Below are 14,777 nucleotides of genomic sequence, written 5' to 3'. Positions count from 1 at the left end.
TTGGACCATGACGGCCTTCTCGACCATGTCGTACCGGCTGGCCGGCGTCCCCCTGGACAGCGAGAACTGTCTGGTCGTCACAGGCTCCTCCCTGCTGCCGGGCATCACGCGCCGCCGTACGGTGACGACGATGCCCGGCATCAACGGCACGCTGGACTTGGGAGTGCTGCCCGTGTACGACGAGCGGACGATCACGTTGAAGGTGGACGCGTTCCATCCGAAGGTGTACGAGGAGTCGTCGAGGATCATGCGCCTGTGCGCCATGCCGGAACTGACCATGACACGGGTCAGGAACGGCGTCGAACAGCATACGAAGGTCGAACTGGTCAGTCTGGTCGTGGACGACGACACGTCGGATCCGAACGGGCTGGTCAGTTTCACCGCGCAGTTCGCGATGATCGAGGTGTGGTGGCATTCGGCCGAATACTACGACCAGAAGCTGCAGATCGGCACCACGTCCCCGGTGTGGACGCCGCAGTCGACGGACGGGAGCCTGTCGGACGCGCCGTTGACGGACATGGTGTTCCGTGTGCCGGGCCACGCGACCCGCGTGATCATCACCGACCACGTGACCCATTCGGGCATCGCGTGGACCGGGCAGGCGCAGGAGGCGAGCCTGTTCATCGACCCGCTGCGCATGCGCGCGTGGCGCAGCGAGAACAACGAGGCGTGGACCCTGTCGGGCACGGACGTTTCGAACGGTCTGGACTATCCGTCGCAGGGGTTGCTGCAATGCTGGCCCGACGCGCAGGACATCTACAGGATGGGCGTGGCCGCGGACGGTGTGAGCGGCTGGGTGTTCGCGCATGTGCGCAAGACGTGGTGGTAGCCCGCATGGGTGTTTGCTGAGAGTTGAAAAGAGGATCTGATGGGCAAGAATCTCGGTGTCCGTTTCCGTGTGTACGAGCCGAACGGGCCGGCGTTGGGGTTCCTTCCCCAGCCGATCCAGTTCGACGCGACCCTGCTGCATGACGGCAACGGGAGCCTGTCGCTCACCTATTCGCGGAAGGCGATCAACGGGTATCTGCTCGACCGTGCGCTCGGCGCGGGCTTGGAGCTCGCGTTGGAGGTGTGCGACGACACGGAGCCGACCAGTTGGCATGAGATGGTCAACGGCCGGTACATTCGCATCCAGGCGGACACGGACGCGCTCGACCTGTCGGACACGGTGAAGCTGACCTGCCCCTCGTACGGGTGGCTGTTGAACAAGGCGCTCATGCTGAACCTGAACGTGCTCGAGCAGAAGGGCGACAACAAGGGCAAGCGCGTGTTCCGCAACGCGACGGTCGGTCTGATCCTGCGCACGATGATGGACGAGAACTTCAAGCGCGGCGGCGTGCCGGTCAACTGCGTGTTCGACACGGCGAAGGACAGTGCGGGCCAGCCGTGGAAGGACCGGCTCACGCTCGCGTTCGAACCGGGCGTGAGCATGTACACCGTCCTGCAGAACATGTCGGACAACTTCCTGTGCGACTGGTGCTTCTACCAGCGTGAGCTGCGCGTCTACAACCATGGTTCCGCGGCCCTGTCGCGCGACATGTCTTCGATCCGCGTGCCGATGAGGGACGTGGTCGACGCGCCCGCGCAGGAAAGCATCGAATCGGTCGCCTCGCACATCCTCGTCAGGGGCGACAACCAGAAGGCGTTCACGCAGGATAATCCGACCGCGCCGACCCCGTGGGGCAAGTGGGAATTGTACCTGTCGCAGCAGGGCGTTTCCGATGCGGCCAGCGCCGCCGCCTACCTGCAGGGCACATTGGATTCCGCGTCGCGCGTGCGCGGCGAGTACACGCGCAGCATCCTGAGCGGCAACGTGGACTATCTGCCGTTGATCGACTGGCGTCAAGGCGACTGGATCACCGCGCCGACGTACGGCGTCGGCGAGAAGGTGCAGGTCAAGCAGGTCACGATCAGCATGGACGCGAACCAGGTGTCCTCGGATTCGGGCCGGTACAAGATCAACGCGGTGCTGAACGACAAGGTGTACAACCGTTCCGTCACGAACGCGCGCAAGGTCACCGGCATGCTTGGCGGCGCGGTCGCGGGCGGCACCGGCAACGGCATCCCAGCTCCGGAGAAGGATCACAGGGTAGCGAAGGCTCCCGTGTCCGTGACGGTCACGACCGACGCGTACATCGCCGAGGACGGGAACGCGGTCGCGTTGGCGCGCGTCATAGCCGATCCGGTCGATCAGGCGACCGACGACACGGCCATCGACGTCAAGGGCTATAGGGTCGAATATCGGAAGAACATCGCCGGAGCCCCGTGGCAGTTCGGCGGCGAGACCGACGCGCAGGCCGCGGCAGTCAATGTCATGGATGCTGCGCCCGCCGCCGATGCGGGAGGCTCGACGCTCGGCATCACGAATCTCGAATGCGGCGTCGAATACGGGTTCCGCGTGCGTGCGATCCCCACGTATTCCGACAGGCCGGGAGAATGGTCGAAGACCGTGGTCGTACGTACCGAGGCCGACGTCACTCCCCCGTCCGTCCCGTCGAAGCCGATCCTCTCGTCCTCGCTGGGCACGGTGGACGTGCGCTGGGACGGGAAGAACAACGTCAACGGCGGAATGGAGGCCGATTTCGACCATTGCGAGGTCGGCATGTCGAACGGGCCGACGAACTGGACGTACCGTGACATGATCATGGGCGACGGGCATTGCATCGTCACCGGTCTGGAGGTCGGCAAGACCTACTGGTTCGCACTCAGGAGCGTGGACCGTTCCGACAACAAGTCCGATTGGGGTGCGGGGGCGAGCATCACGGTCGTGCCCGCGGTCACACAGGAGGAGCTGGACGCGTCCGCGGACAGGATCCTCGCCGAAGCGAAGAAGGACGCGGCCGCGCAGGTCGCCGTCGTGGACAAGAAGGTCACGGCCAACAGCACGGCGATCGCGGCGAACAAGACCGAGGCGGAGAAGGCCGACCAGACCATCCGCGACTCCCTGACCGCAACGAATCAGAAGGTTCAGGCCAATTCGGACGCGAACACCGCCCAGCAGAAGCAGATCGACGCGGCCAACAACGCGCTGGCCGCAGCGCAGAAAACCATCTCGCAGCACGGGCAGGCGATCTCGAACGCGCAGAAACAGGCCGACGCGGCCAAGAACGCGGCCGAGACGAACGCGCAGCAGATAACCGATCTGAAGGCCGTGGACGCCGCCCAACAGAAGACCATCGACCAGACCGCCGCGACCCTGACCGAAGCGGGCAGGCAGATCACGGCGAACAAGGACAGCATCACCGCGATCAACAAGCACGCGGCCGAGGTCGACGCCACGGTCTCCCAAGCGCGGAAGGACATCGCCGCCGCGACCTCCACCGCCGACAAGGCGTTGGACAAGGCCAACAAGGTCGGGCTTGCCGTCGACGGCCTGCATCAGGTGTACACGGGCCCCGACGACCCCTCCACGTTGGAAGGCGTCACGTTGAAGGACGGCGACCTGTGGAACCGCACACAGAAATACTGGACCCGTTGGCAGGGGAAAGAGAACAATTCCGTTTCGCTGCTCGCCGACTTCTACACCGGTTGGGAAGGAGAGGCGGACAACAGCCCGTCATGGCTGACCCCGCTGTCCACGCGCGTCATCGGCACGTACCGGTGGAACGGCTCGCAATGGTTGGAACTGACGAACGCCGACATGGATTCGGTCAAGCAGTCGCTCGAGGACAACGAACGGAAACAGGCCGAACTCGATCAGACCATCACGGAAACCAACAAGACGCTCGACAAGGCGAAAACAGATCTCGCCCAAGCGCAGAAGGATCTGAGCCAGGCCAAGACCGACATCGCGGCGAACAAGACCGGTCTGACCGAAGCGAACAAGACCATCGTCCAAGCGCAGAAGGACATCGCCGCGAACAAGACCGCGTTGGACAAGGCCAACAGCGATCTTGCGACGGCCAGCAAGCAGGTCGCGGCCAACAGCGCGGCGATCGAGAAGAACCGCACGGACATCACGGCGGCGAGCTCGACCGCCCAGAAGGCGTTGGACAAAGCCAACAGCGTCGGCACGAGCCTCGACGGCATGCACAACGTGTACACGGGGCCCGACGATCCGACCACGTTGAAGGACGTGACGGTCAGACAGGGCGACCTGTGGTACCGCACCCAAGCGTATTGGACGCGTTGGGCCGGCGAGAAGAACAATTCCGTCAGCATCCTCGCCGACTTCTACACCGGTTGGGAGGGCGCGGCGAACAACAGCCCCTCATGGTTGTCCACGTTGTCGAGCCGTATCGTGGACGCCAACGTGTACGACGGGGAACGGTGGAACCAGATCAATCTGGTGGCGGCGAACATCCTCGCCACAGGCAGCGTCGTCGCGGACAACATGGCCGCGAACAGCATCACCACCGACAAGCTCGCCGCCGGGTCGATCGTCTCCGACAAGATCGCCGCGGCCGCGATCACCGCGGGCAAACTGGCCGCGAACAGCGTGCTCGCCTCGAACATCACCGCGAACGCGGTTACCACCGAGAAGATCAGCGCGTTGGCCGTCACGGCCGCGAAACTGGCTGTCGGTTCGGTGATCGCGGAGAAGATCAGCGCGAACGCGGTCACGACCGAGAAACTGGCCGCATTGGCCGTCACGGCCGCGAAGATCGCGGTCGGCGCGATCACCGCCGACAAGCTCGCCGCGAACAGCGTCACCACGAACGCCTTGGCCGCGAACGCGGTCACCGCCGTGAAGATCGCCGCCAAGTCGATCAACGCTGGGCATATGACCGCCAACTCGATCGTGTCCGAAGCGTTGGCCGCGAACAGCGTGACGGCCGACAAGATCAAGGCCGGCGCGGTCAACGCGGAGAAGATCGCCGCGGAATCGATCGACGCGACGAAGATCAAAGGCAACCTCCTGTCCGGCACGACCGTGCAGGGCGGCAAGTTCGTGACCACGAACAACCGTCTGCTGATCAACGACGACGGGCTCACGCTCAAGGACGCTTCCGGCGGCGTGACCATGGCGATGAAATCGTCGGACGGGTCGGTCACCGTGAAGGGGCCGATCGTGTCGGGCGGGTCGATCACCGGCACGACCATCACGGGCGCGCTGGTGCAGACCACCGCGACCGCGAACCGGGGCGTCAAGCTCACCGACAAGGGACTGGCCGGCTATGACGCGAACGGCGATCCCACGTTCGCCGTGGACGCCGCCACCGGCAGGGTGTCGGTCACCGGCGCGATCAACGCGGGCAGCACGATCACAGGCACGGCGATCACCGGCTCCAGTTTCCAGACCGCCGGCAAGCACGTCGACATTTCGGACGACGGGCTGGTGTTCACGGACGGCGAGGGCAAGCCGGTTCTCACGTGGGCTCCGATCGGACTGTGGACCAGGTGGGCTGGCGAAGAGAACAATTCCGTTTCGCTGCTCGCCGACTTCTACACCGAATGGGAGGGAGAGGCGAACAATTCACCGTCCCGCCTGACCACGTTGGCCGACAAGTGGCGTCTGACGATGGACGCGCCCATCATGTCGAGCGCCGTGATCAGCGGCAGCACGATCAAGGGCGGCGTGGTCGAGGGCGCGGAGATCCGCGGACTCAAAACGGACGGCACACGGTATCTGACGATCAACCAGGCCGGCATGACGTTGGGCGACAAGCTCTCGTACGACAGCACGACCGGATCGTTGACCGTCAAGGGCACGATCTCGGGCAGCACGATCAAGGGCAGTGTGTTCCAATCCACGAACGGCCGGCTTCTGATCAACGATTCCGGGCTCACGCTCAAGAACACGTCGGGAGCCGCGACCCTGACCATGAACAGTGCGGACGGGTCGGTCACGCTCAAGGGGCCGGTCATGTCCGGGGGAAGCCTGTCGGGCGTGACCGTGACCGGCTCCACGATCCAGACCACCGCGACCGCGAACAGGGGCGTCAAGCTCACGTCGGGCGGATTGGTCGGCTACGACGCGTCCGGCACCGTGAAGTTCACGCTCGACGTGAACGGCAACCTGAAAGCGAACGGCGGCGTCCTCGCGAACGGCACCATCACCGCGCCGAACGTCACAGGCGGCACCATCACCGGCGCTGCCGTCAAGACCACGAACGGCAGGCTCACGCTCACCGACTCCGGCATGGTGCTGAAGAACGCGAGCGGGACGAACACGTTCGTGTTGCAGGCGTCGGACGGATCCGTGAGCATGAAGGGCAGTCTTACCTCCGGCAGCACGATCACGGGATCGACGATCACCGGTTCCACGATCACCGGCGGCAAGATCCAGACCACGAACCAGAGGATCGTGATCAACGATTCGGGCATCGCCGCCAAGGACGCATCCGGGAACACGACGTTCTGGATCAACGCGAGCAGCGGCGCCGTCGCCATCAAAGGCAGTCTCGTGTCCGGCAGCACGATCACCGGCGCGACGATCAAGGGCGGTTCGTTCACGACCACGAACGGACGGTTCACAATCACCGACGACCACATGCAGGTCAAGGACGCTGCCGGCAACAGCACGCTGTGGATCAACACGTCGACCGGCGCGATCTCGATCAAGGGCAGCCTCGTATCGGGCAGCACGATCAGCGGCGCGGCGATCAGCGGCGGCACGGTCACGGGCGCGAAGTTCGTCAGTGCGAAACAGGACAGCTCGTTCCTGAGCGAGGACGGCAAGACGTGGATGAAGTTCGGCAACTACACGAGCGTCCTGTCCGCCACGCAGAAGGGGTTCGGCCTGCAGTTGAGGACCGCGAACACCGCGTTGCAGATCGGATCGGACTACTGCCAGCTCATGGTCGGCACCAGTTCGACCGACACGAGCCGAGTCGACATGAACGGCACGTATGCGGCGCTGATCCGCAACGGTCACAGTTTCCAGGCGACCAACGCCGCGATGTACATGACATACGACAGCAACACGTACGTCAAGCTCACCGACACGCAGCTCGACTTCTACGTGCAGGGCACGAACATGCAGTTCAAATCGGACGGACTGCACGTCGCCACCCTCAACGGGAAGAAGTTCACGCCCCGCAGCGGAACCGCGGCCGGCAACTCGGAGAAAGGCTACTTCAGCTTCAACCACAACTGCGGATACGTGCCGACGGTCGTGGTCAGCATGGCCAACGAGAACGGCATCCACTTCCACCCGGTCGTCACCAACATCACCGACACCGGCTGCACCATCCGTCTCGCCCGCAACGACACGGACGGCTGGGAGACTGGCAAACAGGCCGTGACCGTCCGGTGGATCGCATTCTAACCCAGCAGGAAAGGAACATCATGACAGACGAAACCACCATTCCGGAAACGCAGACGCTCGACCTGCGTCCCGCCATCGACAGCGTGAAGGGGCGTCTCATCAGTCTCGGACTGAACTTCGACTATCAGCCCGACCAGTCCGAGGAGATCTGGCGCGACACGGAACGCATGCTCCTCGCCCGCGTCCCGGCCGACGGCGAAACGGTCACGTTCGAGGACACGCGCACCAACACGTCCAAAACCGTCACCGTGGGCGACCTCGTGTCCATCGACGGTATCCTGACCGTCACATCCGATCCGATCGAAGGAGACGCCAAATGAACGCCGATTACGAGCAGGCCGATCTGATCAACGATCTCGGATTGAAGATCGCGAACCTCACGGTCGAGAACAGCATCCTCAAAGCACAGCTCGCCGACCGCGACCGGCGTCTTTCCAAGCTCGAGAAGCCCGACAAGCAGTAAGCCGGTTCCCTCACGTCATGAAGCCATCCCGTTCGCGGGGTGGCTTTTTTCATACCTTGAAAGGAGACGAATCGTGTTGTACCACAATTACTGGTGCGATCCGAAGACCGTGAAACTACCCGGCATTTCGGCCGGCAACGGCGTCGTGTCGGCCGTCAGCTACGCGACGACGGGCAAATACGGGTTCAACGTGACCGGCAAGGACACGCAGGGCGCGCAGGCCGAGATCAGCATCCACGAGTGGGTCGTGAAGGCCCCGTCCACAAGCCTCGTCCTGTTGTGCGACGTGTTTTTGAAGACCGCGACCGCGTTGCGCAACGGTTCGCCGATCATCATCGGCATGACCACGGCGGACGGCAAATGGGCGGAACTCGCCCGAGGCGGCGGAGCCAAGACCGGCACCCAGAAGCTCGCGATCCCGTTCACGGCGCCATCCTCCGGTTACACGTCGATCAAAGCCGTCGCCAGCACGCCGAAGGCCGTGGACGAGACGATCAGCGTCACCAACCTCATGATCATGACCGCGGACGAATACGCCGCATGGTCGAAATGGACCGATAATCCCGGTTGTCTGTACGGTGATCTCATGCCATTAGGGGGGGATGGCCTAGCCGCCGCTCTCACGTTCTGGTTCGCGTCGGCTCTCTTGAATGGGGGCTGGCCGCATGACGTACATTCGCAACATCGCATTGTCTCCGAAGAGCTTCACCGGATTCAACAGCGAGGGCACGACCTTCAGGATCAGCCCGGTCACCGCCGGCACGGAACTTGTCCTGCGCGTGAGCGTGTGGAAGACCTGGACGGACGCGGAGGCCAAGGGCTTCACGATCTCGTGCGGCGGGACGACCGTCACGGAGGCGGGGATCCCCAAGGCGAACATCTGGACCATCACACCCCAGTCGGATACGGATTCGATCACGTTCACCTGCCTGAACGACGGCAAGTACTGGAAAGCGGACAACCTGTGCGTGTGCACGAGCGCCGACTGGACTATCCTGCAGACGCTCAAACTGCCCAAGGACACGTTCAACGGCGACACCATGCCGTTGAACTAGCGGTCGCCTCCCGGTGGGAGGTGGCCGCATGATCATCACCAACAAGGCCACCGACACGCGCGCCGCGACGCAGCGCCCGACATACGTGAGCGACTCCAAGACCGGCGGCACCATGACCGTCACCAAAACCGGTGACGGCCACTACACGTACCAGTACAAGGGCACGGACTTCGCCGTCGTCCAGACCGGCAAGCTCACGGCCGGCGACGTCATCGTGCTCGCCTTCACGGTGGACTCGGCCGACGAGACGGCCACCACCGGCATCGAGGCGGGAACGCCGCTGGCCCACGGGGAAAGGAACGGCGTCCGGTGGATCGCCGGCAAATGCATCACCAACGACTACCCGTTCGGCCTGCGGTTGAACAAGACGCAGACCGTCACCCTACGGTACATCGCCATCTACTCGCCCGACGACTGGACGGCGGTCAGCGCACTGCTGCCCGACCTCCCGTGGTTCGACGGAGACACGATGCCATTGGGGGGGCTGAACGCCTGACCCGTGTGCTCCGCCGCATGGATTGGATGGTGGTCGCATGATCATCACCAACCTGTTCCCGGATCCCGGTCTTACCGGCGCGTCGAAATGGCCGGTCTCCGACGGATGCACATTATCGACGGATCTCGCCCGCGTCCAGATCGTGCTCGTGAGCACGAGCGACACGGGAGGATTCGCGACCTGCGAGATCGACAACCCCATGCTGGCGGGCCGTCAGCTCGAATTCCACGCGAACGCGTACCTCGGCTACGGCGGTACGGCCGCCCCGCCAGCCAAGGGCCAGTGGATCATCGCCAACAGCCGCAAGGCCGGCGGCTCGTGGACATGGCTGAAGAACGGGCCCGCGCTCAAGGACGGGAGCAACACGACCAGCATGCAGATCACCATGCCGGCCGACGCGACCAAACTCCAACTCCTGTTCTTCACGCCCGCGAAAACCAACGTGAACGTCAACTGGAGCAGCATGTTCCTCGGCACGGCCGCCGACTGGCAGGCATTGCAGAAGCTGGGGCTGACGTCGTTCACCGGGGACACGATGCCGCTCGACTGAACGGAGAGGAAAGGAATCATGTTTTGACTGATGTAATGCCCGTGTGGGCGACGGTGCTTGTGTCGATCCTGTCGGGCGGCGTGGGCGTGACGTTCGTGACGTGGCTGCTCAACCGGGTCGACCGGCGTGAGCATGTGCTGACCCGTGAGGATCTGGACGCCGCGTTGGCGGACAGTCCGATCCTCAAGGACGTGGAACGCAAGCTCGACCGCGACTATCAGCGGCTCGAACAATCCGAACGGGATCGGCGCGCGATCCGACTGGACGTGCTCCGACTGGAACTGTTCGCGCACACCACGTCGCGCACCCAGCACGAACGCCAGTTGGAGGCCGGACAGGAATACCTTCGGCTCGGCGGCAACGGTTTGGGCCACGCGCGCCACGAATGGCTCACCTCGGACTACGAGCAGCGTTTGAAGACCTGCGACTGGGATTATACGAAAACACACCACACCGACTAAGGAGAACGAATGGTAACAGTCACTTGGCGTGGCTCGCCGAACCATTACGACGGGCGTAACGGGTACACGGTGGATCACATCACCCTGCACATCATGGTCGGCACGTTGGCGGGCACGGACACGTGCTTCAGACGCGCGGACTTCCGTGCCGCTTCCCATTACGGGGTCGGTTCGGACGGGACGATCTACCAGTGGGTGTCCGAGGCGAACGGTTCGTGGGCGGACGCGAACATGGCGTCCGACTGTTCTGGCGTCACGATCGAGCATGCGGGCGGACTCAGGGGAATCGCGGTCACCGAGGCGGAGATCGAGGCGTCGGCCCAATTGTGCGCGGACATCGCCCGCAGGTACGGGTGGAAGAAACTCTGGCATGACGGGTTGAACGGCAACATCTACCTGCATCGCGAGATCCCCGGCACCGATCATGCGGGATGTCCCGACCGCGCCGTGGACAATCCCCTGCCTGTACAGCGGATTCTCGACCGTGCCAACCAGTTACTCGGAGCGGCCACCACTAATACCACGACCAATACCAACACGATTACGGAAGGAGACGACGCCATGCAGGCGATCATCCAGCCCAACGACGAAAGTCGTCTTGTCTGGTTCGACGGAACCAGACTGCACAATCTCACCCACCCGGATCAGGTCACCGCGATCAAACAGGTCGCGAAACAGTGCGGCATCACGATCCCGGTGTTCAAGCTCGGCAGCAAGAAAGCACCTTGGTTCACCCGATTCCAGCAGGCCGTCAACAACTAAAGGAGAACGTATCATGACAGCAGACACCACTACCGGCAATGGCATGAACGCCGCCCAACTCGCCAAGATCAGCGACGCCAGCCAGACCGCCACGCTCGACACCGACGGCATCACCGCCGACACCATGACCACGCTCGGTCTTGAACCGTTGACCGACGAGGAGATCATCAGTATCCTGTCCGATCTGACCGGCAACGAGCAGGCGGTGCAGGACATCTGGTACAAGGGACAGCGAGTGATCCGCACCATCATGCAGGTGCTTGTCGGTTTCATCATCGCCGCGCCCGTTGTACCGCAGATCGTGCAGGCGCTCGGCCTTGACCCGTCCGGTTCACTGTACGTCACGTTGGCCGGCATGGCCGCGACCGTGACCGCCATCGCGGGCGCGCTGTCGCGTGTCATGGCGATTCCCGCGGTCAACCAGTGGCTCATCAAGCTCGGCATGGGCAGCGTGCCCAAGTCCAGTATCGGACAGTAAACAAAGTCTTACCCAATCGGGTAGGCCCGCCGTGGAAAGCGGGAGTAAACCGCCGGCAACGATCAATCATCACCGGTCTCTACCGGCAAAGTTTTGAGCCACAAGCCCCTCACCCTCCCCACATCGGGAGAGTGAGGGGCTTTGAATTGTTTTACAGGTTCAGACACTTCCTAGCCCACGCCTCGGCCGTGGCGTTCTCCTCCTCGGTCTCTCCTAGCCTCAGCAGCCATATCGCATTCTCGCGAGCGAATGTCACCGGCGCTTTGAGCATCTTGATACAACCGCGTTCCTTGAGGAACTTGGCGGTACGACTCAACCGGTTCCTAGCGGTGAGCTGCCGTGCGGATATTGCATCTGCGACCGATTCGTCCTCGAACGCATGCTCCCGTTGTTCGTCGGTCGGCAGCACCATACCTATCGTCGCAGCCATGCTGTCCCAGCCACCCCAGTAGCACCAGTAGGGCTTGCCTTCGGCGATGGCCTTGCGATCCTCTTTGTCAATGGCCTTACGCGCCATGTACGTCATCATGGATAAGGCGAGAAGATCAAGGGTCAGGGTGCCGCCGCTCTCCTTGGACAGTCTGCCTTGCTGCGAGAGCTCGTACACGCGGTCGATGTTCCGGTAGCCCATCTCGTCCGTCATCTTTCCTCCACGCCTAGATCTAATCTGGGAGTGGAACTCTGTCAGGGGTTTCAACCGCCCTGTGGTGCTGGAACGCCACAGGGCTTTACTATTATCACCCTCATGATACTACTGAATCACACGACAGTACAACTAGACAGTAACGCGGCAATGAGACTGACTGATAACACGCAGACGTGAACATACAAGAATTCTACTCAAACTGTTTTACTTGAATAGCTAACTAAAAGCGATCCGCGATTTTTCGCTCGCGACACATGCTCTCTATGCAAGACGACTTCACCGACGAAGCCGGACAAGACACGCTGAACTATTCCGCAAACCGACCAGCAAGTTTGTTGCTAATAACTGCTAATCACAACATTCCACAACAAGACAGCCAAGCTCGAAAACAGTGAAAGCCCTTGCAATAACTACGTTCCCAGCAAGGGCTTCCACTGCGATGCATCATCGCTCAACTAGAACAAGTGGTTCTGCTGCTTGCGCGGATCCTTCGCGCTCTTCAAGAGCAGGAAGCTGCGCGACTGCGCGGTGATCACGAACCCGGCCTCATAGCTCAGCTCCGGCCCCTTCGGGTTGTGCGTGTCCACGATGAGCTGCCACTTGCGCCCGTACTTCTCGTCGGGCAGCGTGAACATGATCGGCTCGTAGTGCGCGTTGAAGATAAGGATGAAGTCATTGTCGACGAGCTGGTTGCCGTAGTAGTCCATTTCGGGGATGTTCGAGCCGTTGAGGTAGATCATCACCGAGAACGCGTGCGTGTTCTGCCAGTCCTCCATGTCCATGATCGAACCGGTGTGGTCGAACCATTCGACCTGCGGCAGCTTGTCGGGAGAATCCCCCTGCTCGCGGCCGGAGAAGAAACGACGACGGTGCAGCACCGGGTGCTCGAGACGCAGATGGATGAGCTTCGAGACGAACTCGAACAGATCCTTCTGCGAATCGTTCAGATCCCAGTTTGTCCACGAGATCTCGTTGTCCTGGCAGTACGCGTTGTTGTTGCCCTGCTGGGTACGCGCCACCTCGTCGCCGCCGCAGATCATCGGGATGCCCTGGCTGACGAGCAGCGTGGCGAACATGTTGCGCATCTGCCGCTCGCGCAGGTCGAGCACGTCCGGGATCGTGGTCGGGCCTTCCACGCCGCAGTTCCACGAACGGTTGTTGGATTCGCCGTCGCGGTTGCCTTCGCCGTTGGCCTCGTTGTGCTTCTCGTTGTAGCTGACGAGGTCGTTCATGGTGAAGCCGTCGTGCGCGGTGATGAAGTTCACGGATGCGACCGGTCGGCGTCCGTTCATCTGGTACAGGTCGGAGCTGCCCATGAGGCGCGACGCGAACTCGGGCAACGTGGACGGCTGCGAGCGCCAGAAGTCGCGCACGCAGTCGCGGTAACGGCCGTTCCATTCGGACCAGCTGGACGGGAAGCCGCCGACCTGATAGCCGCCCGAGCCGAGATCCCACGGTTCGGCGATGAGCTTGACGCGGCTGATGATCGGGTCCTGTTCGACGATGTCGAAGAACGCGGACAGCTTATCGACCTCCTGGAACTGGCGGGCGAGCGTGGCGGCCAGATCGAATCGGAAGCCGTCGACGTGCATTTCGGACACCCAGTAGCGCAGCGAGTCGGTGATGAGACGCAGCGCGTGCGGCGAGCGCATGAGTAGCGAGTTGCCGGTGCCGGTGGTGTCGAAGTAGTGCCGCTGGTCGTTGTCGACGAGACGGTAGTACGCCTGGTTGTCGATGCCCTTGAAGCTCAGGGTCGGGCCCATGTGGTTGCCTTCGGCGGTGTGGTTGTAGACCACGTCGAGGATGACCTCCATGCCGGCGCGGTGGTAGGCCTTGACCATCGACTTGAACTCGTTGACCTGCTGGCCGCGTTCGCCGGAGGACGAGTACGCGTTGTGCGGGGCGAAGAAGCCGATCGTGTTGTATCCCCAGTAGTTCGACAGACCCTTTTCCTGCAGGAACGAATCGTTGACGAACTGGTGGATCGGCATGAGTTCGATGGCGGTCACGCCGAGCTTCTTGAGGTATTCGATGACGGTCGGGTATGCGAGGCCGGCGTAGGTGCCGCGGATGTCCGGCGGCACGTCTTTGTTGAGGTTCGTCAAACCCCGCACGTGCGTCTCGTAGATGACCGAGTCGTGGTACGGGATGTGCGGATGCTGGTCGTTGCTCCAGTCGAAGTACGGGTTGACGACGACGGATTTCATCGTGTGGCCGGCCGAGTCGAGGTCGTTGCGTTTGGTGACGTCGCCGGGCGAGTCGAACCAGTAGGAGAACAGGCTTTCGTCGCCGTCGATGTTGCCTTCGATGGCTTTGGCGTACGGGTCGAGCAGCAGCTTGCTCGGGTTGCATCGCAGACCCTGATTCGGATCGTACGGCCCGTAGACGCGGTAGCCGTAGCGTTGGCCGGGCTGGAGTCCGGGAATGTAGTTGTGCCACACGTACGAGTTCTGCTCGGTCATCTCGATACGCGTCTCGTTGTCGTCGTCATCGAACAGACACAACTCGACTTTGCTGGCGACTTGGGAGAACAGTGCGAAATTCACGCCGGCGCCGTCGTAGCTGGCGCCGAGCGGGTACATCAAACCTGGTCTGATCTGCATAGGTACAGTATCTCACCTCACCGTGAAGTTTGCCGACACTTGCGTGTGGTCTT

General features: G+C 62.4%; 13 protein-coding genes. 10 read left to right on the top strand and 3 right to left on the bottom strand.

Going from position 1 to position 14,777, the window contains the following annotated elements:
* Positions 1-7: 7 nt before the first annotated feature.
* The 4 genes from JS541_RS04880 to JS541_RS04865 are packed head-to-tail and all read left to right on the top strand — an operon-like array spanning position 8 to position 7,673.
* The gene (locus JS541_RS04880) at positions 8-829 is read left to right on the top strand and encodes a hypothetical protein (protein WP_214373371.1); all 822 of its coding nucleotides are present in this window, start codon (positions 8-10) and stop codon (positions 827-829) included.
* Positions 830-868: 39 nt separating this feature from the next.
* Entirely contained in the window at positions 869-7,210 is a 6,342-nt protein-coding gene (locus JS541_RS04875) for a hypothetical protein (RefSeq protein ID WP_214373535.1), read from the top strand.
* 20 nt (positions 7,211-7,230) lie between these two features.
* Entirely contained in the window at positions 7,231-7,530 is a 300-nt protein-coding gene (locus tag JS541_RS04870) for a hypothetical protein (RefSeq protein ID WP_214373370.1), read from the top strand.
* On the top strand, positions 7,527-7,673 hold the full coding sequence (locus JS541_RS04865; RefSeq protein ID WP_214373369.1) for a hypothetical protein: 147 nt from the start codon (positions 7,527-7,529) through the stop codon (positions 7,671-7,673). Before JS541_RS04870 ends, JS541_RS04865 begins: the two co-directional genes overlap by 4 nt.
* Positions 7,674-7,832: 159 nt before the next feature.
* Here JS541_RS04865 and JS541_RS04860 read toward each other — a convergent pair whose 3' ends face one another.
* Entirely contained in the window at positions 7,833-8,099 is a 267-nt protein-coding gene (locus JS541_RS04860) for a hypothetical protein (RefSeq protein WP_214373368.1), read from the bottom strand.
* A gap of 239 nt (positions 8,100-8,338) precedes the next feature.
* On the opposite strand from JS541_RS04860, the gene JS541_RS04855 reads away from it, so the two are divergent.
* The 6 genes from JS541_RS04855 to JS541_RS04830 are packed head-to-tail and all read left to right on the top strand — an operon-like array spanning position 8,339 to position 11,475.
* Positions 8,339-8,728, top strand: a complete 390-nt coding sequence (locus JS541_RS04855) for a hypothetical protein (RefSeq protein WP_214373367.1) — start codon at positions 8,339-8,341, stop codon at positions 8,726-8,728.
* Positions 8,729-8,756: 28 nt separating this feature from the next.
* The gene (locus tag JS541_RS04850) at positions 8,757-9,224 is read left to right on the top strand and encodes a VCBS domain-containing protein (RefSeq protein ID WP_214373366.1); all 468 of its coding nucleotides are present in this window, start codon (positions 8,757-8,759) and stop codon (positions 9,222-9,224) included.
* A gap of 37 nt (positions 9,225-9,261) precedes the next feature.
* Positions 9,262-9,774, top strand: coding sequence for a hypothetical protein (locus tag JS541_RS04845; protein WP_214373365.1), 513 nt, complete (start codon positions 9,262-9,264; stop codon positions 9,772-9,774).
* A 23-nt stretch (positions 9,775-9,797) separates the two neighbouring features.
* Positions 9,798-10,235 carry a hypothetical protein gene (locus JS541_RS04840; RefSeq protein ID WP_240539248.1) on the top strand — a complete coding sequence of 146 codons (438 nt, stop codon included), beginning with the start codon at positions 9,798-9,800 and terminating at the stop codon, positions 10,233-10,235.
* A 9-nt stretch (positions 10,236-10,244) separates the two neighbouring features.
* Positions 10,245-10,997 carry an N-acetylmuramoyl-L-alanine amidase gene (locus JS541_RS04835; RefSeq protein ID WP_214373364.1) on the top strand — a complete coding sequence of 251 codons (753 nt, stop codon included), beginning with the start codon at positions 10,245-10,247 and terminating at the stop codon, positions 10,995-10,997.
* A 13-nt stretch (positions 10,998-11,010) separates the two neighbouring features.
* The gene (locus tag JS541_RS04830; protein ID WP_214373363.1) at positions 11,011-11,475 is read left to right on the top strand and encodes a hypothetical protein; all 465 of its coding nucleotides are present in this window, start codon (positions 11,011-11,013) and stop codon (positions 11,473-11,475) included.
* Between the two features lie 151 nt (positions 11,476-11,626).
* On the opposite strand, the gene JS541_RS04825 is transcribed toward JS541_RS04830, so the two are convergent.
* Positions 11,627-12,118 (bottom strand): hypothetical protein, encoded by a 492-nt coding sequence (locus JS541_RS04825; RefSeq protein WP_214373362.1) that lies wholly within the window; start codon positions 12,116-12,118, stop codon positions 11,627-11,629.
* Positions 12,119-12,576: 458 nt separating this feature from the next.
* Positions 12,577-14,724 carry a glycogen debranching protein GlgX gene (glgX, locus tag JS541_RS04820; RefSeq protein WP_214373361.1) on the bottom strand — a complete coding sequence of 716 codons (2,148 nt, stop codon included), beginning with the start codon at positions 14,722-14,724 and terminating at the stop codon, positions 12,577-12,579.
* Positions 14,725-14,777: the final 53 nt, after the last annotated feature.

This window comes from Bifidobacterium sp. SO1, from assembly GCF_018555335.1.
Classification (GTDB): Bacteria; Actinomycetota; Actinomycetes; order Actinomycetales; family Bifidobacteriaceae; genus Bifidobacterium; species Bifidobacterium simiiventris.
The sequence above is the reverse complement of the archived record's forward strand: the minus strand, read 5'-3'. Positions and strand labels throughout refer to the sequence as shown.

Excerpts from the sequence above, each read along its gene's own strand:
- JS541_RS04880 (WP_214373371.1), top strand. The coding sequence starts at position 8 with ATGACGGCCTTCTCGACCATGTCGTACCGGCTGGCCGGCGTCCCCCTG.
- JS541_RS04875 (WP_214373535.1), top strand. The coding sequence starts at position 869 with ATGGGCAAGAATCTCGGTGTCCGTTTCCGTGTGTACGAGCCGAACGGG.
- JS541_RS04870 (WP_214373370.1), top strand. The coding sequence starts at position 7,231 with ATGACAGACGAAACCACCATTCCGGAAACGCAGACGCTCGACCTGCGT.
- JS541_RS04865 (WP_214373369.1), top strand. The coding sequence starts at position 7,527 with ATGAACGCCGATTACGAGCAGGCCGATCTGATCAACGATCTCGGATTG.
- JS541_RS04855 (WP_214373367.1), top strand. The coding sequence starts at position 8,339 with ATGACGTACATTCGCAACATCGCATTGTCTCCGAAGAGCTTCACCGGA.
- JS541_RS04850 (WP_214373366.1), top strand. The coding sequence starts at position 8,757 with ATGATCATCACCAACAAGGCCACCGACACGCGCGCCGCGACGCAGCGC.
- JS541_RS04845 (WP_214373365.1), top strand. The coding sequence starts at position 9,262 with ATGATCATCACCAACCTGTTCCCGGATCCCGGTCTTACCGGCGCGTCG.
- JS541_RS04835 (WP_214373364.1), top strand. The coding sequence starts at position 10,245 with ATGGTAACAGTCACTTGGCGTGGCTCGCCGAACCATTACGACGGGCGT.
- JS541_RS04830 (WP_214373363.1), top strand. The coding sequence starts at position 11,011 with ATGACAGCAGACACCACTACCGGCAATGGCATGAACGCCGCCCAACTC.
- JS541_RS04825 (WP_214373362.1), bottom strand. The coding sequence starts at position 12,118 with ATGACGGACGAGATGGGCTACCGGAACATCGACCGCGTGTACGAGCTC.
- glgX (WP_214373361.1), bottom strand. The coding sequence starts at position 14,724 with ATGCAGATCAGACCAGGTTTGATGTACCCGCTCGGCGCCAGCTACGAC.